The sequence below is a fragment of the Povalibacter uvarum genome (assembly GCF_014202975.1).
Lineage (GTDB): Bacteria > Pseudomonadota > Gammaproteobacteria > Steroidobacterales > Steroidobacteraceae > Steroidobacter > Steroidobacter uvarum.
Genome location: NZ_JACHHZ010000005.1, coordinates 591,422 through 613,906, shown reverse-complemented (window position 1 = coordinate 613,906; position 22,485 = coordinate 591,422). Strand labels below are relative to the sequence as shown.

The window sequence follows — 22,485 nt, the reverse complement described above, 5'->3', positions numbered from 1 at the left end:
ACCCCGAAGTCCCGGCAAAACCGGCCGCGCCCCCTCCCCCGAGACCTGGTCGATAGTGCGAATCGATGCGCAGGCTTATGATTCGCCGCAAATAAGCAGCGGGTGGGCAGCGCGACGCGGGTCGCGGGCCGAAGTTGAGCCTCTTGGACATAAATATGAGCGTCGATCCCAGGGCCTTCGGGGACTCGCAGGTCGCGGGTGATCACGGATGAGTCAGTTCCGACCGGCGCTGGAATCCTTCGTCGAAGGCCAGACCGACCTGCCCGCGCTGCAGGGTGAATTGCGGGCCGATCTGTCGCGGGAGCCTTCCCTGGCGCCTGTGCTCGGCGCCCTCATCGAGAACACGTATCGCCAGGGACGCATCAACGGACCGGCTTATCTCGACCTGATGGAAGTCGTTCGTTCGACGACGCCCCCTGTCATTCCGCCAGCGCCTCCGGCCAAGGCACCCGAAGACGAGGAAACCAGGTACCGCCCGTCCGCGGTTTCCGTCAGCGACGAAGAAGAAACCAAGTATCGCCCTGGCGAGAAGATTCTCGCCGATGACCAGGCGACTGCTCTCGCCCCTCCCGAAGAGCGTCCCCGCACGAGCGGCAACTCGACCGGCCCGAACTGGGATTCGTTGCAGGCCGCGTCGAGCCAGGCGCGCCCCTGGCGTCCCGGCGACACAGTCAAAGAGCGTTTCATCCTCGAAGACATCATCGGCAAGGGTGGCATGGGCGTCGTCTTCCGCGTGCGCGACTTGCGCAAGGAAGAAGCGCAAGACCGCAATCCCTACGCCGCGCTGAAAGTCCTCGGTGAGGATTTCAAGCGCCATCCCGAATCGCTGAAGGCGCTGCAGCGCGAAGCCCGCAAGGCGCAGACGCTCGCCCATCCGAACATCGTCACGGTGTATGACTTCGATCGCGACGGCGCGAATGTCTACATCGTCATGGAGCTGCTCGAAGGCCAGCCGCTCGATCGCTACATCAAGGGACTCGAAGGCGTCGGTCTCACGATGGTGAAGGCGCTGCCGATCGTTCGCGGTCTGTGCGGTGCACTCGGCTACGCGCACGAACACCAGGTCGTGCACTCCGACTTCAAGCCCGCGAATGCCTTCATCACGAAGCACGGCACGATCAAAGTATTCGATTTCGGAATCGCGCGCGCCGCGAAGCGGCCTGACGCCAATGCCGACGATACCAGCGCGATGACGCTGTTCGATCCAGGCACGCTCGGCGCGCTGACACCAGCGTACGCGAGCTGCGAAATGATCGAAGGGCTCGAACCCGATCCTCGCGACGACATCTATGCGCTTGGCTGCGTCGTGTACGAGCTGCTCACCTGCACGCATCCGTTCGAACGCAAGACGGCCGTCCAGGCCCGCGATGCGAAGATGAAGCCGAAGCCGATTCGTGGACTCACGAGCCGGCAATGGCGCGCGCTGCGGCGATCGCTCGCGTTCGACCGGGATGCCCGCACACCGAGCATCGCAAAGTTCCTCGAAGAGATTTCGCCGGAAAAGCGTTCGCCCGCTTTGTGGGGCGGCATTGCAGCTGGCGTGCTCGTCCTTGGCGCGGTCGCGGCACTGCTCGTTCCCGACTATCTCCAGCGCCGTCGCGAGGAAGCGCTGGCCGGCCTGATCCGCACAGGCACGGAAGAATCGATCCAGCAGGCGCTGCCCGGCATCGAAGCACTGCCGGCAGATGCGCGCGTGACGCTGCTGCTCGACGACAATCTGCGTAGTGCCCTGATCGGTCATTTCAACTCGAAGATCGACTCGGCGACGGATGCGAGCAAGCAGCGTTACGACTATCCGCAAGCGGAAGCGCAGCTCGTCGAACTGCGCAAACTGTTCCCGGATTCGCAGGCGGTTTCGCAGATCGGCGAAGCGCTCACGACGCGCAAGAACGATGAGATCAAGCGGCAGAGCGACCGTCTCGACGAATATCTGTCCAAGGGCTGGCTGGTGGACACCCAGAACGCAGACAGCGTCGCGGGCGTGCTGCGTATCGTCGCGCAGATCGATCCGAAGCATCCTTTGCTCATCGATCCCCGCTTGCCGTCGGCCTACGCAGAACAGGCGCAGATCGCGCTTCGCAAGGAGGACGTCGCGCTCGCACAGTCGCTCACGCAGGCCGGATTGATCGTGGCGCCGTCCGACCGCACGCTGAAAGACCTGAACGACACAGTTGCACGCGAGCTCGAAGCGCAACGCCAGGCAACACGCATGGCGGATCTGCGCCGCAAACTGGCGGGCGAGCTGTCCGCCGCGACATCGCTGAGCGCGTTCGATCCGGTGCACGAAGATCTGCTGCTGCTCCAGTCCGCAGCGGACGACGACGCTGCCTTGACGGTGGCGAGGCGCCGCGTCGAAGAGTTGCTCGGCAACGAAATCCAGACTCTGTCTTCGCGCCAGTCGTACGACGATGCGCAAGCGTTGCTAGCGAGATACGCGGACATCGTCCAGCCGCAGTTCGTGGACGCGAGACGCTCAGCGATCGATGCGGCCCGAGGGCAACCGAGCTCGAACGGCGGCGCTGAAATCAATCGCGCACTCGACGCATTGCTGCAGACACCCGCGGCCGACGATGCCTGGGACATCAAGGTCCATTCGCAGCTCGCGAAGCTGTCGGCGTACCTTTCACCGCAGGATTCAGTCATCGTCTCCGCAAGGCAGCGGGCGGCTGAGGTGCACGTAACCGCCGCGACGACGCTGCGTTCGCAGGGCCGGTTGAGCGAAGCAGAACGCACGCTGCAGCAGGCGAAAGCCTTCGCGCCCGGCTTGTCGGCGATCGCGCAGGAGCAGCAGTTGCTCGCCCAGATGCGCGCGGAGCAGGACGCGAAGGATCGCGAACAGAAACGCCTCGCCGAACTCGCGGCATTGAGACAGAAGCTCTCCGACCAGGCGACGGCGAACGATGTCGCGGGCGCAACGGCAACGTTGCGTGACCTGCGCGCCGGCCTGCCTGCGAACGATCCTTTCCTCAGCACGGCGCCGAAAGCGATCGCTGGTGCGTACGTGCGACTGGCCGCAACGGCGGCTCGCAACGGACGATTCGACACAGCGATGTCGCAGATCGATCGGGCACTCGAGCTCGATCGCACCAATCCGCAGATCGTTGCTGCTCGCGAAGAGTATTCGCAGCAACTCGCGGCCTCGTCGAAGCAGACGCCGCCAGCGCAGGCCCCGACAGCGGCTGCAACGCCCTCCTCGACAGCGCCTGCCCCGGCGAAAACAGACCCGCCTTCGCAGACAGCCTCGCAGCCTGCGGCTCAGGCACCCGCACAAACAGCTGCCGCCACGACGCCCGCGGCATCGCAGGCGCCGACGACCGCATGCACGCCCGCATTGGCTGGTTACGGGACACGCAGCCGTGGTGTCTGCTTCGATTCCCTGCCGACCGGCGGTCGTGGCCCCGAACTGGTCGTCGTCCCCGCAGGCGCCGGTGCCGCGAAGCCTTTCGCGATCAGCCGGTTCGAAGTATCCGCCGGCGAATTCGCCGCGTTCTGCAAAGCATCGGGGAAGTGCGGCAACACCGCCGCACAGGCCGATCTGCCGATGACGTCGATCGCGGCCAGCGACGCACAGAATTACGTCGACTGGCTGAGCATGACGACCGGCGCAACCTATCGCCTGCCCACCGATGCCGAATGGTCATACGCCGCCAGTGCCCCGGGCGGCAGCACGGAACGCGACTTCAACTGCGTCGTCGAGATCAACGGCCAGAAGATCCGCGGCTTCGGCCTCGGCAGCGTCCGCGCCGGCCGGCCGAACAGCTGGGGCCTCTACAACCTGGCAGGCAATGCGCAGGAATGGGCGAAAAACGGTGATGGCTGGAATGCCCGCGGCGGGGCGTTCAGCGATCCGATCTCGCAATGCAGCCCGGCGTTGACCAGAGCGGTCGGCGGCGCAGCGGATGCGGCGACCGGATTCCGGGTCGTGCGCGACCTGCGTTGAGAGAAGATTTCAGAGAAGGATTTTCCGCGGGGAGCAGGGGAGCCACGGGGAAGAATAATTTCTCATGAAGATTCCGACCCCGTGGTTCCCCGTGTACCCCGTGGAAAATCTTCTCCGGTCCTGGACCCAGGTCCTACGCCCATCGACCTACCCGCCAATCGGGCGAAACCCCGTCTTGTGAGATACGTCGCCGCACGAGCGGGGCATCAGTGCGAAGCTCAAAGACGTTCGATTGCATTCCGTGAAATCGGGCCGTAGCCTCGCGGAAAACAACCATTCCTGTCTCAGCACAGAGCCTCGCAGATCAGGGGCATGAGGGAGCAACACTGGTGAGCGCCGCAACCGCCCACTCGGCTGTGACAGCCGTGTGCAGAACCCTGCTGTTCGTCTTTCTGACCGTTTCGACCTGTTGGGCTCAGCAGCAGCCCCTTCCGCCAGCGGCAACACCCGGCGGACTGCAGCCCCGGCCGCCCCAGGAGCTTCCGAATGACGCCGCGTTCACGCCTTTCATGGTGCCGCGCGTTCCGGATCGGCCGCTGGGTATCGACGAAGGCCCGCGCGTGCGCGTTTCCCGCTTCGAGCTCGTCGGTGCGGCAACGCAGCCCGATGTACCCCGGCACGAGGTCGATTCCGTTCTCACGACGGCAATCGCCGAACAGCCCGCTGAAGGCTACACGGTCAATCAGCTTCATGAGATTGCAGGCAAGGTCGCCGAGCGTTATCGCGCACACGGCCTGATCCTCGCGCAGGCGGTGATCCCGGCTCAGGAGATCCACGGCGGCGTCGTGAACGTCCTGCTGCTCGAAGGATCGCTGAACGACGTGCACTTCGAAGGCCAGTCGATGTACTCGCCGAATACGCTCGCGCGGCCGTTCAAGAACCTGCTGCAGCGGCCCGTGCGCAAGGATGACATCGAAAGCGCCCTGCTCTATCTCGCCGACTATCCCGGTCTCTCCGCGTTCGGCATGTTCCAGGCGGGCGATCGCATCGGAACGACGGACCTGCTCATCAAGACGCAGCGCGAAGAACGCTTCACGCTCGACACGACGATCGACAACCAGGGATCGCAATACAGCGGCGAATACCGCGCGAATCTCGGCCTCACGATCAACGATCCGCTCGGCCAGGCGGACAAGCTCAACGTGTACGGGCTCTACGCCTTCGATCCGGACGACAGCGACTCGAAGGGCATGTACGGCGGCATCGACTACGTCACGCCGCTCTTCGGCCCGAGAAACGAGCTGCAGGCGAGCTACTCGCACAATCTGTTCGAAGTCGGAAAGCTCCTGCGCCAGCTCGGCATCAAAGGCACGACCGACATCGCGCAGGTATCGTACACACGCAATCTCGTGAAGACGCGTCTTACCGACGCCGCGGCGCTCGCATCCTTCGCGCACAAGGACGCGGAGTTCGAACAGCAGGGCGCCATCACTGCGAACGATGTGCTCTCCGTCGGCGGACTCGGTTTCCGGTTCAGCCAGATCGGCCTGCGCTCGCGCGGCATCACGCAGCTTTCGTTCAACTACAGCCACGGCTTCAGCGACCTGCTCGGCTCGCTTGCCGACTACGATGAACAACCCGGCGTGAAGGCCAGCCGGCTCGACGCCAGCGGCGCTTTCGACAAGATCACGGGACAGGTTCAGCGTTACCAGCGCATCACGCAGAACAACGCCCTGCTCGTCCGGCTCTCCGGCCAGTACTCCGACGACATCCTCGTCTCGCTCGAGCAATTCTCCATCGGCGGCCCGGACACCGTGCGCGCCTATCCGACCGCGGAGTTCCTCGCCGACACCGCGGGCTTCGCGTCGCTCGAATGGATCATCAACGCGCCCGGCTTCGCTTCGCGGCCGGCATTCGGCGGCAAGACGTGGGGCCAGATCCTGCAGGTCTCCCTCTTCGCTGATTACGCCACGGGCCGGCTGAATCTCGCGCTGCCGGGCGAGGACGACGATTTCGATCTCTATGGATGGGGCGGATCACTGCAGCTCAACCTGCCGAACCGCTATTTCGCGCGCATCGACGTCGCTACGCCGCTCAGCGAGCAGGAGCCGAGCAACGAACGCGATCCGCAGTACTTCTTCCGCTTCGGATTCACGCTGTAAGGACGCAGGGACAACGCATGAACACGAACAAGCGCTCACGTTATCTCGCCGCCGCCATTTCGGCAGTGTTGTCGTTCGCAGCGGCCTCGGCCCAGGCTTCGCCCCAGAACGGCAACGTAACGGCCGGGTCCGCCACGATCAACCAGCCCAACGCGAACGACACGACCGTCACCCAGACGTCGAACAGCGTCAGCATCAGCTGGGATTCGTTCGATCTCGACGGCAACGACAGCGTCGTGTTCGTGCAGCCCTCCTCGACGGCTGTGGCACTGAACCGGATCCTGGACGCGGATCCGAGCTCGATCATGGGCAGCATCACGGCGAACGGCCGCATCTTCCTCATGAACGCGAACGGGATCATCTTCGGCTCGACCGCGACCGTGAACGTCGGCTCCCTGGTTGCCACCTCGCTCGATCTCGATACCGCCGATGCGGTCAGCGGCATCTACACGTTCGATGCGGCGAATCAGCGGGGGGAGATTTCCAACGCGGGCAATATCACCGCGGGTTCGGTAGCCCTGTTCGGCGGGTCGGTACTGAACAACGGAATGATCCTGGCCAACCTCGGCTCGATCTCGCTCGGTGCCGGTCGTGCGGCAACGGTTTCGTTCGACGCCGGCGGCCTGATCAACTTCCAGGTCGATACCGCGCTCGCAACCGACACGAGCGGCGCAAGTGCGCTCGTGAACAACACAGGCACGCTCCAGGCCGAAGGCGGGCAGGTTCTGCTCACGTCGCGCCAGGCCACCAGCATCGTTGCCAATGCCGTGAACAACGGCGGCACGATCATCGCGACGGGCATCAGCACCGACGGCGGCACGATCCGGCTGGTCGGCAATGGAGGCGCGGTCGCCAACACCGGCACGCTGAACGTCTCGGGCAGCGGCGGCAATGCAGCCGGCAGCGTTGTTATCGACGGGCGCTCCGTCAACCTGGGAGCAGCAACGGTCGTCGATGTCGCCGGCGCGACCACCGGCACTCTGCAGGTCGACTCCGCCCAGGGTATCAACGCGGCGGGCACGCTCGCGGCCGACGGCACGACGACGCTCAACGCAGCGGGCACGATCGTTTTCGGCGCAACGACGGCGGGAACGCTGAACGCCACCGCGGGCGGAACGATCTCTCAGAACAGCAGCGGCATCACGGCTGGCGCGGCCAGCTTTACGACGCTCAACGACGGCGGCGCGTCCATCACGCTCGGCACGAACACCAACAGCTTCGCCTCGATCGGCGCGTCGGTCCGCAATACCAGCGACACCGCGAATACAGACGCGGGGATCACGATCCGTGAGGGCAACGACACCACGCTCAGCGGCAATCTTCGAACGGCGGCTGGACAGACCGTGTCGGTCAACTCAGCGGGCGTGATCACCCAATCGAATGCAATCACGGCGGCGGGCAATATCACGTTCACCGGCGCGTCGACCACCCTGAATTTGAACAACACTCTCACCGGGAGTGTCGGCTTCTCCGGCGTGAGCGCATCGCTGACGAATGCGGCCACGACGACGCTCGGCACAACGAACCTGAGCGCCGGCCTGACGGTCAACTCAACCGGGGGTCAGCTCACCCAGTCCGGAGCAGTGTCCGCGGGCTCAGTCACACTCAGCTCGAACAACAACGTCGTTCTCAACAACACGCTGAGCTCGACGGGCACGCTCTCCGTCACTTCGGGCGGCAACATCACACAGACGGGCGGCACGGTTTCCGCCACGGGCGCCACCACCTTCACCGCAGCCAATGGAGGCTCGATCGAGGTCGCCCGGGTCGGCAACAATTTCGGCAACACCGTCGATCTGGCGGCAAGCGGCGGCGGCACGCTGCTCAACGTCGCATTGCGCGATGCGAGCGCGCTCACGCTGCAGGCACTTACCGTCACTGGCGATCTCGACATCACTGCAAGCGCCATAACGCAATCGGGCACGGTCAATGCCACAACAGGCGACGTGACACTGACATCGACGAGCGGCGCCACCGCGCTCAATACGCTGAATGCCGCGACGTTGACGGTGAACTCCGCCGGCGCGGTCACGCAGTCGGGCGGATTGACGGTCACGGGCCTCACACAAGTCAACGCCAGCGGCCAGAACGTCACGCTCACGGGGTCCAACGCGATGAGCGGCGGGATCGGGGTCGACGCTGCCAGCGCATCGATCGCGAACACCGGAACGACGGTGCTGCGCGCGAGCACCGTCACGAACGGGCTGAGCGTCAACAGCTCGGGAACGCTGGTCCAGACGGGCGTCGTCGACACAGGGTCCCTCACGCTGACCTCCGGCGCTCAAGTCATCTTCGGCGAAGACGTCACGACGGGCGCACTGACGGTCACGGCCGCGACGGATATCAACCAGAACGTCGGAACCGCCATCGACGCTTCCGGAGCCGCCAGTTTCACGGCCGGCAACGCGCGCTCCATCAGCGTCAATCAGTCCGGGAACGATTTCGGCGACACGGTGACGTTCGCCGCGAGCTCGGGTCAGCTCCAGAACGTTGCGGTTCGCGATTCGACGGCATTCGAGCTGCAGGCACTGGACGTGACGGGCAGCCTCAACGTGCAGGCCGCAACCATCGAGCAGGCCGGAGTAGTGACCGCCGCAGCAACGACGCTGACGTCAGCCGGCACTCTCGAACTCGGCGCGCTTACTGCAAGCTCACTGACGGCGAATGCCGGCGGTGCTGTGACGCAAACCGGCGCGCTGAACGTCACCGGCGTCACGCAGTTCAATGCGACCGGACAGACGGTCACGCTGGGCCAGAACAACGCGTTGAGCGGTGGTGTCGGCTTCGACAGCGGCGCGGTCCAGCTCACCACGAGCGGCCCAGTCGAGCTGCGCGCCACCACGGTCACGGGCACATTCAATGTGAATGCGAACGGGGCGATCACACAGTCCGATGCAATCTCAGCTTCCGGTGCAACGACGCTGAGCGCCGGCGCCGGCACTCAGAACATCATTCTGACGGAAGCCAACTCGTTCAGCGGCGGTATCGGCGTGACCGCCTCGGACGCCCAGATAACCAACTCGGGCGCCACGGAACTGCGCGCGAGCAATGTGACGAACGCGCTGAACGTCACTTCCTCCGGAGCGCTCTCCCAGACCGGCATCGTCTCTGCTGGCAGCACCACACTGACTTCGTCCGGCAACAGCGTCACGCTCGGAAACAATCTGTCGACCGGCGCACTGACAGTCACCGCGAGCACCAACATCGATCAGACCGGCGGCGCAATCAATGCCACGGGCGCCGCGGATTTCACTGCGGGCAATGCACGCTCGATCTCGGTCAACCGAAACAACACCTTCGGCGGCACCGTCGACTTCTCGGCAGGCAGCGGCACGCTGCAAAGCGTCGCAGTCACGGACACCACGGCGATCCAGCTCCAGCAGATCGATGTCACTGGCGACCTCACAGTAACTTCCACGGGCGGCGACATCACGCAGTCTGACTCGCTGAGCGCAGGCGGAACGTCGACTTTCATCGCGTCGGGACGAAACGTCACGCTGACCGATTCCGCCAACGCGCTTTCCGGCCCAGTCCGATTCACTGCCGCGACCGCATCGCTGGCGAACACCGGCGCAACCAACCTCGGCACGAGCACGCTCACGACGAGCCTGTCGGTCGATTCGACCGGCGCGCTGACACAGAGCGGCACCGTCAACGTCGTTGGGGGCAGTACGATTCTCGGTTCCGACGCTGGCGTAGCGCTCAACACCATCAACACCGGTTCATTGAGTGTCGATGCGGGCGGCACCGTTACCCAGACAGGCGTGCTCACCGTCACGGGCAGCACTGCGATCAATGCAGCAGGCCAGACGGTCACTCTTTCGTCCGCAAATGCACTGACCGGCAACGTCACTGTCACCGCCGCGAATGCATCGCTGACGAATACTCTCGCCACAACGCTCGCAGGCGCGACGGTCGGCAACAGCTTGACTGTGAACTCCACTGGAGCAATCACTCAGTCAGGTGCAGTGACGACCGGCGGAACGATGGCCCTGAACTCGGGTGCCGGCGTCGCGCTGAACACGAGCAACGCTGGAGCGCTGACCGTGAGCGCCGGCGGCGCGGTAACGCAGACCAATGCACTCACGGTCGCGGGAACGACCACGATCACCGCAGCCGGGCAGGACGTGACTCTCGGATCGAACAATGCGCTGTCGGGCGGCATCGCAGTCACCGCAGCCAACGCATCGATCACGAACTCAGTCGCCACCGACCTGCTCGCGAGCACGCTGAGCGACAGCCTGTCGGTCAGCTCAGGCAGCGCGATCACGCAATCCGGCGCGCTCGACGTCAGCGACACGATCACGCTGAGCGGTGCTTCGGTCGCTCTGAACACGATCGATACGACGACGCTCAACGTTACTGCGGTCAACGGCATCACTCAGAGCGGAACGCTGACTACGACGGGCGCGACGACGCTGAACTCGGGCTCGGCGATCGCTCTGAACACGATCAATACCGGGACACTCAATGTCACCGCTGGCGGCGCTGTCACCCAGACAGGCGCCCTCACGGTCACCGACGATGCGACGATCAGCGCCACGGGCCAGGACCTGACACTGAATAACCTGTCGAATGATTTCCGCGCCGGCATCGCCCTCAGCGGTGCGACTGTGAGCGTCACGGATTCCGGCCCTGTGAATCTGCTGGCAAGCAACGTGACAGGAAATCTCGCAGTCCGATCGCTCGGCGGCGGCATCGGACAATCCGGCGCCCTGAACGTCGGCGGCACATCGGCCTTCACTGCGTCCGGTGGCGAGTCGGTGACGCTCGCCGACAGCGCCAATTCGTTCGGCAACAGCGTCAGCTTCGGCGCGGACGGCACGCTGAGCAGCGTCACGGTCGCCTCGGCGGGCAACATCGACTTCGGCGGGCTCGCCGTTTCGAACGCATTGAACGTGAGCTCGGGCGGCTCCGTCAGCCAGTCCGGCAATCTCTACGTCGGCGGCACCGCGAATCTTGCTGCCAGCGGCGGCATCACACTCAGCGGTGCGAACGAGTTCGGCTCCATCAATGCCTCGAGCCAGGGTCCTCTCGCGATCACCCAGGGCGCTGGCACCATGAACCTGCGGCAGGTCTCTTCGAACGGCAGCGTCCGGCTCGAAGCGACGAACGGCTCGATCGTCGACGACGTCAGCGATGCCTCCGCGGCGCTGATCTCGAGCAATACGGGTATCGAGCTGCGGGCGCGAGACACGATCGGTACCGTGACCGACCTGCGTACGCGACAGGGCACCGCTATCGCTGTGAATCCCGGCACCGGTACGCTGAGTGCCAACGTCACCAGCACGACTGGCCAGATCAATCTCGCACTCGCCAGTGGCAGCAATCCCTCGGCGGCGCCAGCCTCGATCACTTCGGGCGGCAACGGCCGCCTGCTCATTCAGTCCGGCGGCGACCTGTCGCTCGATGCGTTCGATGCCGCCATCGCCGGCTTCTCGGAAGTCGGTTTCAGCTCCGACGGCACCCTCAGCATGCCCGGCGCGCAAGCCGACCTGATCGCAGGCCCGCTCGCGACGCTGTACCTGCGGGGCGGCAACGACATCACTCGCGTGGACCGTACATTCGCATTGAGCGCCGATACGCTCGTGTTCGAGTCGGGCGGCCAGGGCGGATCGGTCACGCTCAACACCGACGCGGGCCTTCTCGACGCGAATCTGGGCGGCATCGGCAACCTCACGATCGCCGATGCGAACGACCTGACGCTCGGCACGATCAGCGCAGGCGGCAACGTCCTGATCTCCGCCGCGAACATTGCCGATGACGGCGACACCAACGGCGTGACACGCGTGAACGCGGGCAACGTATCGCTGACTGCCACCGGCAGCATCGGCAGCGCAACGAATCGCATCGACACGAACGGCACCGCCGTCGCGGTCCAGGCCGGCACCGGCTCCGTCTTCCTCTCGCACGCCGGCGACGTCGAGGTGAGCGGCGCAGCGACCGCGGGTGGCATCGACGTCGAAGCGGCCAGCGGCAACATCACCGTCGCGTCGACCCTGCAGGCCGGTGGACCGTTGACGCTGACTGCCGGCTCCGCGACGCAAGCGGGCAACATCGTGCTCGCAGGCGCGGCAAGCAGCGGAAGCACTGCGACCCTCTCGGCGCTCGGCGGCGGCACGATCACGGACACCGACGACGCATCGACGCATCTCACCGCACAGACACTGTCGCTGTCGGCGGCGGCCATCGGTGAGCAGGCGAATCGACTCAGCATCGGCGGCGGTTCGGTCAACGCGACCGCCGATGCGATCCATCTGCAGGCTGCCAACGCGCTGCAATTGCGCAGCATCGCAGGCCAGACTGTCGTGATCGGCGCGAATGGTGCGCTGACTGACGACTCCGACAACAGCACCCGCGTGTCGGCGCAGACGCTGACGCTTTCCGGCGGAAGCATCGGTGCGGCAGGCAACGAAGTAGACACTGCTGTTGCTGTGCTCTCCGCCAGCACGACGGCAGGTGGCATCTTCGTCAGCGAACAGGGCGACGTGCAGCTCGGAACGATCACTGCGGCCGGCGCCGGCAACGACATCGCGATCACAGCTTCGGGTGCCATCACCGGTGACGGCGCGACCCGCATCGCTGGCAACCAGCTGTCGCTCTCGGGCAGCTCGATCGGCGCGGCCGGCGCTGAACTGGGTACGCAGGTAGCATCGCTGACCGCTACGAGCACAGGCGGTGTCTACGTCAACGAAGCGGACGACCTGCAGCTCAACGCCATTTCCGGTACTGACGTTTCCATCAATGCAGCGGGCGCGCTGACGGACGACAGCAATGACTCGACGCGCGTTACCGCAAGTAACGTGCGCCTCAGTGGTACACGCATCGGTGCAGGGGACAATCGCGTTGATACGGCGGCTGGGTCGCTGACGCTCGTTGCATCGAACGGCGGCATTTACTTCGCCGAGCAGGATGACGTTGCGCTCGCCGAAGCCCGCTCTTCCGGCACGGGCAACACCGTCGACGGGCGCACCGGCGGCAACGGCAGCATGAGCGTGCAGACGCTCGTCACGCAGGGCGGTGCAGTGAATCTCGCCGCTGGCGGCACCGGCTCGCTGACGGTGACGGGCGCGATCGAATCCAACAATGGCGTGGTGAACCTGACCTCGGGCAACGCACTTGCACTCCCCGGCCTGGACACAGGCAGCGGCGCAGTCGTGTTGCGCACCGTCAACGACCTGAATGTCGGCACCATCACGGCCAGCTCGGTTTCGATCACGAGCGACACGGGCAACGTCTCGCTCGGCACGATCAACGCCGCCGGCGGCACCGTCACGGTCACTGCCAACAACGGCGCCATTACCGACGGCACGGACACCAGTCTCACCGCTGGACAGGCAACGATGTCGGCGCGTTCGATCGGCGGCCCGGACCAGGCGCTCAACATCGAAGTCGACAACCTCACGGCGACGGCAACCGGCGGCGGCATCTACATCAATGACGGCGGCAGCCTGACACTCGGCACACTGAGCGCCGCCGGCGAAATCAGCCTCGTGACGACGGGCGCATTGACTCAGACCGCTGGCGTCACGAGCAATGGCAGCGACATCACGCTCATCGGCAGCAGCATCAACATGCAGGCCGGCTCGACGACCGTTTCAGGCGGAGGCAACATCGCATACGTCGCCAACAACGGCGACGTGCGACTCTCGGCGATCGATGCGTCGAACGGTCGCGCCCTCGTGATGGGCTCGGGCAACGTTTACAGCACTCTGTCAGCGAACTCCGGCGTCAACAACCTCACGGCGTCCGGGATCGAGATCCGGGCAGGCGGTCTGAATGGCGCCACCGGTGAGATCGGCACACTCGATGCGCCGATCGCGATAGCAGCCGCGGGCGGCGGCGGTCCGCAAAGTGTCTTCCTGATCGTGCCGGCACTGAACGGCATCCAGACCACGACACCGAGCATCACGTACTCGGGCCCGAGCGGCTCGTTGCTGCTGAAGGGCTACACCGGCTCGGCCGGCGTACTGCTCTTCGACATGTCGAGCACGTTCTCGCCGGAGACGATCCTGAGCGGCGACGAAACGATCGTGCCGTTGCGTAATGGCCGCGTCGCCGTCAACAGCGACAGTCTCGCAGCCGCCAAGCAGGCGTTGTCGTCAGGCGTGATCGCCCGCGTCAACGTCGACTGGGCCGCCTTCGACCCCAACGTATCCCTGTTCGGCACACTCGACCCGTCGCTGCGCCTGCCAGCCGACCAGGTCGACGAAGCTGCACCAGCCGCGACACTGATTCCCGAAGGCACGGTACTGCTGGTGTCGCGCGACGGCTGGCGGCTGAAGCCAGCAACGTAAGAGAGGTGACCGTCATTCCCGCGTTCGCGGGAATGACGAGCGCGAGACGGGGAAACTGGACAGGACGAACCCCGGTTCCTAGTCTTCCCTCATGCCCCCCAACGAAACCGATCGCAGTCACCGCGAGCGCTGGGTCACTCGCGGTCTCGATGCTGAGGCGCTCTCCGCGCTGACCGAGAAGTTGCCGCCCTCGCAGCTCTGGTCGCTACTCCTATGGGTGATGGAACAACGGACGGCGCGACGTGCTGCTTCAGCCGTGCAGCATCAATGGGTGACCGATCGCTTCGTGAAGCCCTGTGTCATCGATCAGCGCATTCTGCTCGCACTGGACACCGAGTTGTTCGCGACTGCCCACGATTTCGAAGGGATCGAGCTGTCGCCGCTCGCTCCGCTGGCCAGTTGCTCGGCCGTTGCCCTGACGACGCAGAACCGCACGGTGACTACTGTTCGCGGCACGGAAGTCGTTTCGGATCCCACTAACGTGCTTGCTCTCGAATGCGCCCGGCGGCTTCGAGAAGATCCTTCGCGGCGGATCAGGCTCGCAACGAGCCATCGATGCGTGCGTGCGCAGCCGTATCCGGATCTGCCGGGCTTCGCGGCGCACTTCCGGTTGTTCTGTCTCGCGACCGCCGGCCATGAAACCGCGGATCAGGCGCTCGTCGTCGATTCGATGAGTCATCACATCCGCACGCACCTGGCAGGGCTCGATCGCCTCGAGCGGTGCGGCTATCGATTTCCGGATCGCTTCGTGACGCTGCGTTCGACACCGGAGCGGGAACAGATCGCCCGGCGCATTGCCGCGGCTGTTCCCGGAGTACGCGTCGTGCACGAACCCCTGACGCAGACGTACTACAACGGCGGACTGAGGTTCCTGATCAATGCGGGCAGTATTCACGGCGACGGTATCCCGTTGATCGACGGGGGCTCGTTCGATTGGGTCGGTACGCTCGCCGCCAACCGCAAGCTCGTGTTCGTCGCCAGCTGCATCGGGTCGCAGATCGCCGCGTTTGCCTTCCGCCCCGTCCCCGTCACTCCCGCGAACGCGGGAGTCCATACCTTGGTGCAGATGGACTCCCGCGTTCGCGGGAGTGACTGAAGTCCGATACGATGCCCGCATCGCCCCATTGGGCTGATTCCCTGGAGACACTGATGCTGCCGCTTCTGGCGGGGACCGCACTTTCAGTCGCAGGCGTCGCGTGCCTGTTCGGGTCCTGGAACGGGGCCACGACGCGCAAGGCCTGGATCAATGGCCTCGGCTGGATGCTGCTCACGGTCTCCGTCATCGCCTGGAGCATCGCCAGCGGCGCCGAATTCGGTACGACGCTCGCGCTCGGCGTGCCTGGGATCATTGCCTGGATCTTCGCGCTGCGAAGCGCCGAGTTGCGCGAACAGCGTGTGCGAACGCGCAAGCCGCTGGCCAAGGTCGAGCCCGCCGCGAAGATCACCGACGCACGTTCGTGGCTGCGTCATTTCTGGTTCTTCGTATCGACGGTGCCATTGTCGGGTGCAGCCTCTGCGGTCGTCAGCGTCGCCCTCTGCCAATCGCTGCCGTGGAGCGATACGAATGAGATGGTCCTCGCGATCTTCCTTATGCCGCTCCTCTGGGGGTGCGCCGCGTACTGGATCGTTGCGGACCCGAAGCTGTCACGTCCGACCGTGACCGTCATTGCCGCCGGCGCGATCGGTGCGGCCCTGCTCTTTCTCTGATCCGCCATGAAGCTCTCCCTTCCCGCCGGTCTCGTTCGCCAGTCGCTCGCCGGCCATTCGTGGCTGGGTGTGCTCACGGGCGCGCTCATGTATCTGATCTGCCTCAGCGGCACGATCGCTGTCTTCTATCAGGAGCTCGAGCGGTGGGAGCAGCCGCAGATCGCCGAATCGCTCGGCTACGACGCAGCAACACTGGAACGCGCTTACGCTCAGGTTCCCGCCAGCGACATCACGCATCACATGTTCATCTCGCTGCCGACGGAAGAGATCCCGCGCACGAGCATCTCCACGGAGAAGACCGGCTGGTTCGTCAATACCGACGGATCGCTGGGGCAGGAGGTGAAGCATGAGTGGACGCACCTGATCATCAACCTGCATCTCTACCTGCACCTGCCGGAAACGTTCGGTCTCATCCTCGTCGGCGTGCTCGGAGCGTTGCTTTGCGGCCTGATCGTTTCGGGCATCCTGGCCCATCCACGCATCTTCAAGGACGCGTTCGCGTTGCGGCTCGGCGGCTCACGCCTGCTCGAACAGGCCGACATCCACAATCGCCTGAGCGTCTGGAGCCTGCCGTTCCAGCTCATGATCGCCATCACCGGCGCTTTCTTCGGTCTCGCGCAATTGATGGTTTTGCTGCTGTCGTATGTCTACACCGACGGCGACACCGAGGCGCTGATGGCCAGGGTGTACGGTGCCGAGCCGAAGCTCGAGCAGGCCGCACAGCCGCTCGCCATCGGCAAAGCGCTGGCAGCAATGAAGACCATCGCGCCCGGAGCGACGCCTTTCTACATCACGGTCGAGGAAGCGGACGTCCCGGAGAAACGCTTCATGATCGTAGGCGCCGAACATCCGGGTCGACTGATCTATGCGGAGCAGTATCGCTTCGACAGCGCCGGCAACTATCTCGACAACGTCGGCTTCTCGGATGGCGAAACCGGACAGCAGGCGATCTTCTCCGTCTACCGGCTCCACTTCGGACACTTCGCGAGTTTCAGCGTGAAGGTGCTCTACGGCGTGCTCGGTCTCGCGATGACGATCGTGTGCGTCACCGGATTCAACATCTGGCTTGCGCGGCGCAAGCATCGCGATCACTGGAACAATCTGTGGGCGGGATTCGTCTGGGGAACAGTCCCCGCACTGGCGCTCTCAGGTATTGCACAGGTGATCTTTGGAACAGCCGCCACTGCCGTCCTCTGGATCGGCATCGCCGCCGCGACGGCGCTCGCTCAATGGTGGAACGATGAGCGGCTGGCGAAGCAGAGATTCGAGTTCGCCGCGACCGGATCGATCGTCGTGCTGATCGTGGCCTACACGGTCAAGTTCGGTGCTGCTGCCTTCTCGTCGCTCGCACTCACCGTCAACGCAACGCTCGCTGCGATTGCAATCACGTTCGCATACGCAGCAACACGCCGCGGAAGACTGATCAGCGCATCCCGATCCACGCCCGCCGATCTCAGCGAAGGCCGCACCTGATCGTGCCCGCCCTGGATTGATGGAGTCGCTCGCCGACACGATCGCCCGACACGCACTCGCTGTGCTGCTCGGAATGGCGACTCTGATGCTCGGCATGACCCACGTGCTGTGGCGTTCGATCGAACGCCATGGGGCCTCGCTCGGGCGTCTCGTGGTCGGGCTATGGAACGCGCTGCGATCCAGCAGGGTGATCGGCTCCCTGCGCGGCATACCCGGGCTCGGGCACATGATCACGCATACGATGACCGCGGCTCGCTATCTCGGCGTCTACGCGTTGATTGCGTTCGCCGCATCGCTGACCCTCGTCGCACTGTTCTTCGCGCTCGCCGACGAGATCGGCATCGACGAAGACTTTGCGCGTTTCGATTCGCTGCTTGCCCAGGCGCTGGCAACGCACCTCTCGCGTGAGTTCCTTCAGATCATCGCGATGATCACGCACCTGGGTGACAGAAACTTCCTCACCGCCATCGTCATCGTCGTGATGATTGCTCTGCTCGTCAGGCGCGACAAACTCCTGGCGGCTGCCTGGGTCATCGCAACGAGCTGCGGTGCACTGCTGAACAGTCTGCTCAAGGTGCTCTTCGAACGGGCACGGCCCGTTCATGAACACGGAGTCGTCTTCGTGGAAGGCTGGAGTTTTCCGAGCGGTCACGCATCCGGTGCGATGCTGGTGTATGGGCTGCTGGCCTACATAGTCGTCCGGCACACTCCGGCGAAGTGGCATCTGCCCGTGGCCATCGTGAGCGTGGCACTGATCGTCTTCGTCGGCTTCAGCCGGGTGTTGCTGCAGGTTCACTACCTGAGCGATGTACTCGCGGGCTATGCGTCAGCGGCAGCATGGACGACGCTGTGCATCGCCGGATTGGAAACAGCACGTTGGCGGGCGAAAGCCGCGAACGGCAACGGCTGATCCGTCGCCGCTCGCGGCTCATTCATATCATCCCGAGCAACAACAGGATGACGATCACGATCAGGACCGTGCCGAGCAGGCCGCTCGGTGCATAGCCCCAGTTGCGGCTGTGCGGCCACGTTGGCAACGCACCGACCAGCAGCAAAATCAGAATGATCAGCAGGATGGTACTCAACGTCATGCCCTCTTCGCGAAGGAACGAACATCCCTCGATGTCGCACACAACGCGCCTGACGGGTTGAATGTTCAATCAGCGCCGCGGGTCGCCGAATCTGCAAAGAATCGTCGGAAAATCGCTTGCACCCCGGCCGCGCCCGCTAGTCTTCGCCGGCACCGCTCAATCAGGGGATCTCCACGATGTTCTCATCGACGCTGCGATCGGCTCTGTTCCTGTCGCTGGCCTTCGTCTGGTCCGCATGCGCGTTCGCACAACAGGATGGCCCGCGAAACTTCCCCATCCCGCCCGACGTCGCGACGCGAGCAGTCGACATCTGGAGCGAAGGAACCCGCATGTCCGCGACTGTTTTCACCCGCAATGATGCGGGCAGCGGCAAGCTGCCGACGATCCTGATGGCGCACGGTTGGGGCGGCACTGCAGCCGCACTTACTCGTGACGCTGTCGGCTTCGCACAGGCCGGTTATCTCGTCGTGTCATTCGACTATCGCGGCTGGGGCAAGAGCGATTCGCGCGTCATTCTCACGCAGCCTGCGCCAGATGCAGCAGCCAAGAACAAAGGACGCTTCACCGCGGAAGTGCGGGAAGTGCGTGAAGTCGTCGATCCGGTCGACATGCTCACGGACTGGCAGAACGCACTGCACTGGCTGCAGGGCGAACCACGAGTCGACACCGCCCGCATCGGCATCTGGGGCAGCAGTCAGTCAGGCGGCTATGTCGCGGAGATGGCAACGCGGGATCATCGGATCAAAGTGGTCTACAGTCAGGTCGGCGCATTCAGTGGCCACGGCCTCGGCACGACGCCGGAAGCGTACGTCGATGCGACGAAGCGGGCGCGCGGAGAAATCGGCTATCCGGAACCGGGCATCCGTGTGCTCGGCAATCTGCGCGGTGCGCCGATCTATTCGCGGTTCGCGAACTATGCACCAGTGGATCACATCAACGACGCCGGACAGATTCCGATGATGATCGTGGTCGCTGAAAACGAAGAGCTCTTCGACAACCGGCAGCACGGCATCCTTGCGTACGAGCGCTACAAGGGACCGAAGCAGCTCGTCGTCGTGCCGAAGATCAAGCATTACGGAATCTACATGGAAGCCTGGCAGCAGGCGCATACACTCGCGCGGGAATGGTTCGACAAGTATCTGAAGAGCTGAAGCAGACTATGACTGGCAAACCCATTCCCTTACTCGCAGTCGTTGCGCTGCTCGCTGCATGCAGCCAGCAAACTCCACCAGCGGCACCTGCCCCGGCCATTGTCTCGCCCATCCAACCGACAGCCGGCGTGCAGGACATCATGAAGTTCATGATCGATCCCGCCGCCGACTTTCTCTGGGAATCGGTGAGCACCTCCGTTACCGAGAAAGGTGTCGACGAAAAGCAGCCGCGCACGGACGAAGAATGGAGCGAAGTGCGCAAGCACGCGATCATCCTCACCGAATCCGCGAACCTGCTGCTGGTCGAGAACCGTCACGTTGCCCGGGAAGGCCAATCGCTCGAAGACCACGGCACGCCAGGCAACCTGACAGCGACTGAGTCGGAGGAAGCGATCCGCAATGACCGCGCTTCGTTCGTTGCCTTCGCCCGCGCGCTGCACGATGTGGGCGCATCGATGCTGAAGGCCTCTGACGATCGCAATCCGCAGGCGATCGTCGATGCCGGCGACACGATGGATCAGGTCTGCGAAGGCTGCCACCTGAAATTCTGGTATCCGGGACAGAAGATTCCAGCGTTTCCGGGACAGGCACCGGAAACCGACAGCGCACGCTGATTCCGCACGCCTATGCCGTCACTCCCGCGAACGCGGGAGTCCATGTCTCGATGGTGCTACGCTCTCCGGCCTCACCTCCCCGGAGCCTCCCGTGCCCCTCGCCCCCACCCAATCCCTCGCCCACGATATCCACGTCATTGACACGGGTTTCGTGCGCGAGCTGTTCGATGCCAGCCACCTGATCATGTCGAACGGGCGCGGTGCGTTTGTCGATACCGGCACCAACAACTCCGTTCCGCATCTGCTCGCGGCGCTCGACGAATTGGGCATCGCCCGCGACAACATCGATTACGTGATCGTCACGCACGTGCATCTCGATCATGCAGGTGGCGCGGGATTGCTCATGCGACACCTGCCGAACGCAAAGCTGGTCATTCATCCGCGCGGTGCGCGACACATGATCGATCCCTCCGCACTCATGGATGCCGTTCGTGCGGTGTACGGACGAGAGATCGCGGATCGCGATTACGGCGAGCTCGCGCCCATTGCAGAGTCGCGAGTCATCACGACGGCCGATGGGATGACGATCGACCTTGCGGGACGTCCGCTGAAGTTTGCCGAGACGCCAGGCCACGCGTTGCATCATCACTGCATCTGGGACGAAGCGAGCCGGGGCTGGTTTACGGGAGACACTCTGGGACTCTGCTATCCCGCACTCGCAACTTCGCGCGGGCCGCACGTGATCCCTGCAACGGCACCCGTTCAATTCGATCCGCAGGCACTGCACGCATCGATTGCGCGTCTACTGGCAGCGAATCCGCAGGTACTGTACCTCACGCACTATGGTGCGGTTCGCGAACCCGAGCGAATCGCAAAGCAGCTCCTGTCGCAGATCGACGCAATGGTCGAAGCAGCTCTGGCGCTCGATGGGACGCCGGATCGGCATGCCCGGCTCAAGGCTGCGTTCCGCGACATCTACGTCAACGAACTGCGCCGCTGCGGTTCGACGCTGGATGATGCAACCCTGGACGCGCTGCTCGCGACCGACGTCGAGCTCAATGCGCAGGGCGCCGGCGTCTGGCTGGACAAGAAAAAGAAGCAGGCCGCTACTGCGTGATCACATAGTCTTCGGGACTGAACGCGGGCACCGAGATCGCGTAGAAGCTCAGCGGCCCCTTCGGCGAAGCCTTGATTGAATGCGCGACCGTTGGCTTGATGACGACGGTGCTGCCTGCTTCCACGCGCGCGACCTCGCTGCCGAGCGTAACTTCTCCATCACCGGAAGCGATCAGGAAGACTTCCTCTGACGTCTTGTTGTGACTGACCGGCATCGATCGGCCGGCCGCCAGCGTGAACAGCGCGACACTATAGAGATCAGTCTTGATGACTGCCTGCCGGCCGATGAGCTCGCGCAGCTCCGTGCCCGGTGCGACATCGATCTTCTTCACGTCCGACGGACTGAAGACTTTCGACGGGGCCAGCGGCACCTCGGTGACGACACTCATTGCAGTTCCAGGACGCTTTGCGAACTCGCTGCGCGTCAGAGCTTCGATCTGCGCAGCAGCCCGCGGATACAGGCGTTGAAGCTCGTCACGATAGCCGATCTCGAAATCGCCGTATTCGAAGCCCGGCGCCAGCGTGCACCCGAACAACGTATATGAATCGCGGCCGGATCCGAGCGGCCGAGCGCCCTGCCATACGCTGCGTTTCACCGTGTACTGCGGCTGCTGGCCGTTCAGAACATCCGGGCCGAGCACCACGACTTCCGTACGACCGTCCGGGTGAAGGAGCAGCAGCTCCAGCGGATCACCCTTGTAGTAGTGCCATGTCTCGTCGGTCTGCAATCGGTGCAACGCCGAGAAGTCCTCCCGCGTGATCAGCGCGTAGATGGCACTGCCCGCGACACGAGGGCCGGCCTTGTAACGCGAGATTGCACCAGCAGGGAGCACGTCGTCGCTGCGGTAGGTCGCCGCGAACCATGCGCCCTCCTCAGGGATCTTCTGCATTTGCAGTCGTTCGATCAGCTTCGTCGCCGTGTCTGAAGGCCGGGCAACGGCGACACCGGATACCAGCAGTAGCAAAAGGACGGATCGAGCGGAGATGGAGGTCATGGCGCACCGGATGGCAAGTCTTCGATCCAGTATGCGGCCTCTGCAGCGACGGCGGAACG

The 22,485-nt window shown here is 64.2% G+C and carries 12 protein-coding genes; 10 read left to right on the top strand and 2 right to left on the bottom strand.

Features of this window, described 5'->3' with window-relative positions; translation table 11 throughout:
- The first annotated feature begins 208 nt into the window (after window positions 1–208).
- From HNQ60_RS22005 to HNQ60_RS21975, 7 genes are all read left to right on the top strand, one after another.
- Complete coding sequence (locus HNQ60_RS22005; RefSeq protein WP_184334915.1) at window positions 209–3,940, top strand: protein kinase domain-containing protein; 3,732 nt, start codon at window positions 209–211, stop codon at window positions 3,938–3,940.
- A gap of 329 nt (window positions 3,941–4,269) precedes the next feature.
- Window positions 4,270–6,042, top strand: a complete 1,773-nt coding sequence (locus HNQ60_RS22000) for a ShlB/FhaC/HecB family hemolysin secretion/activation protein (RefSeq protein WP_184334914.1) — start codon at window positions 4,270–4,272, stop codon at window positions 6,040–6,042.
- A gap of 17 nt (window positions 6,043–6,059) precedes the next feature.
- Window positions 6,060–14,339 (top strand): two-partner secretion domain-containing protein, encoded by an 8,280-nt coding sequence (locus HNQ60_RS21995; protein ID WP_184334913.1) that lies wholly within the window; start codon window positions 6,060–6,062, stop codon window positions 14,337–14,339.
- A 91-nt stretch (window positions 14,340–14,430) separates the two neighbouring features.
- Window positions 14,431–15,435, top strand: coding sequence for a hypothetical protein (locus tag HNQ60_RS21990; RefSeq protein WP_184334912.1), 1,005 nt, complete (start codon window positions 14,431–14,433; stop codon window positions 15,433–15,435).
- A gap of 53 nt (window positions 15,436–15,488) precedes the next feature.
- The gene (locus tag HNQ60_RS21985) at window positions 15,489–16,046 is read left to right on the top strand and encodes a hypothetical protein (protein WP_184334911.1); all 558 of its coding nucleotides are present in this window, start codon (window positions 15,489–15,491) and stop codon (window positions 16,044–16,046) included.
- Between the two features lie 6 nt (window positions 16,047–16,052).
- A complete protein-coding gene (locus HNQ60_RS21980; RefSeq protein WP_184334910.1) occupies window positions 16,053–17,519 on the top strand; it encodes a PepSY-associated TM helix domain-containing protein in 1,467 nt (488 codons plus the stop codon).
- Window positions 17,520–17,538: 19 nt separating this feature from the next.
- Complete coding sequence (locus HNQ60_RS21975) at window positions 17,539–18,429, top strand: phosphatase PAP2 family protein (RefSeq protein ID WP_184334909.1); 891 nt, start codon at window positions 17,539–17,541, stop codon at window positions 18,427–18,429.
- Window positions 18,430–18,451: 22 nt separating this feature from the next.
- On the opposite strand, the gene HNQ60_RS21970 is transcribed toward HNQ60_RS21975, so the two are convergent.
- Window positions 18,452–18,610, bottom strand: a complete 159-nt coding sequence (locus tag HNQ60_RS21970; protein ID WP_184334908.1) for a DUF3309 family protein — start codon at window positions 18,608–18,610, stop codon at window positions 18,452–18,454.
- Window positions 18,611–18,786: 176 nt separating this feature from the next.
- Here HNQ60_RS21970 and HNQ60_RS21965 point away from each other — a divergent pair, with 176 nt between their 5' ends.
- From HNQ60_RS21965 to HNQ60_RS21955, 3 genes are all read left to right on the top strand, one after another.
- Window positions 18,787–19,761 carry an alpha/beta hydrolase gene (locus HNQ60_RS21965; RefSeq protein WP_184334907.1) on the top strand — a complete coding sequence of 325 codons (975 nt, stop codon included), beginning with the start codon at window positions 18,787–18,789 and terminating at the stop codon, window positions 19,759–19,761.
- Window positions 19,762–19,769: 8 nt separating this feature from the next.
- A complete protein-coding gene (locus tag HNQ60_RS21960) occupies window positions 19,770–20,375 on the top strand; it encodes a hypothetical protein (protein ID WP_184334906.1) in 606 nt (201 codons plus the stop codon).
- 91 nt (window positions 20,376–20,466) lie between these two features.
- The gene (locus HNQ60_RS21955) at window positions 20,467–21,432 is read left to right on the top strand and encodes an MBL fold metallo-hydrolase (RefSeq protein WP_221304381.1); all 966 of its coding nucleotides are present in this window, start codon (window positions 20,467–20,469) and stop codon (window positions 21,430–21,432) included.
- On the opposite strand, the gene HNQ60_RS21950 is transcribed toward HNQ60_RS21955, so the two are convergent.
- Complete coding sequence (locus tag HNQ60_RS21950; protein ID WP_184334905.1) at window positions 21,422–22,426, bottom strand: cupin domain-containing protein; 1,005 nt, start codon at window positions 22,424–22,426, stop codon at window positions 21,422–21,424. The genes HNQ60_RS21955 and HNQ60_RS21950 overlap by 11 nt on opposite strands.
- Window positions 22,427–22,485: the final 59 nt, after the last annotated feature.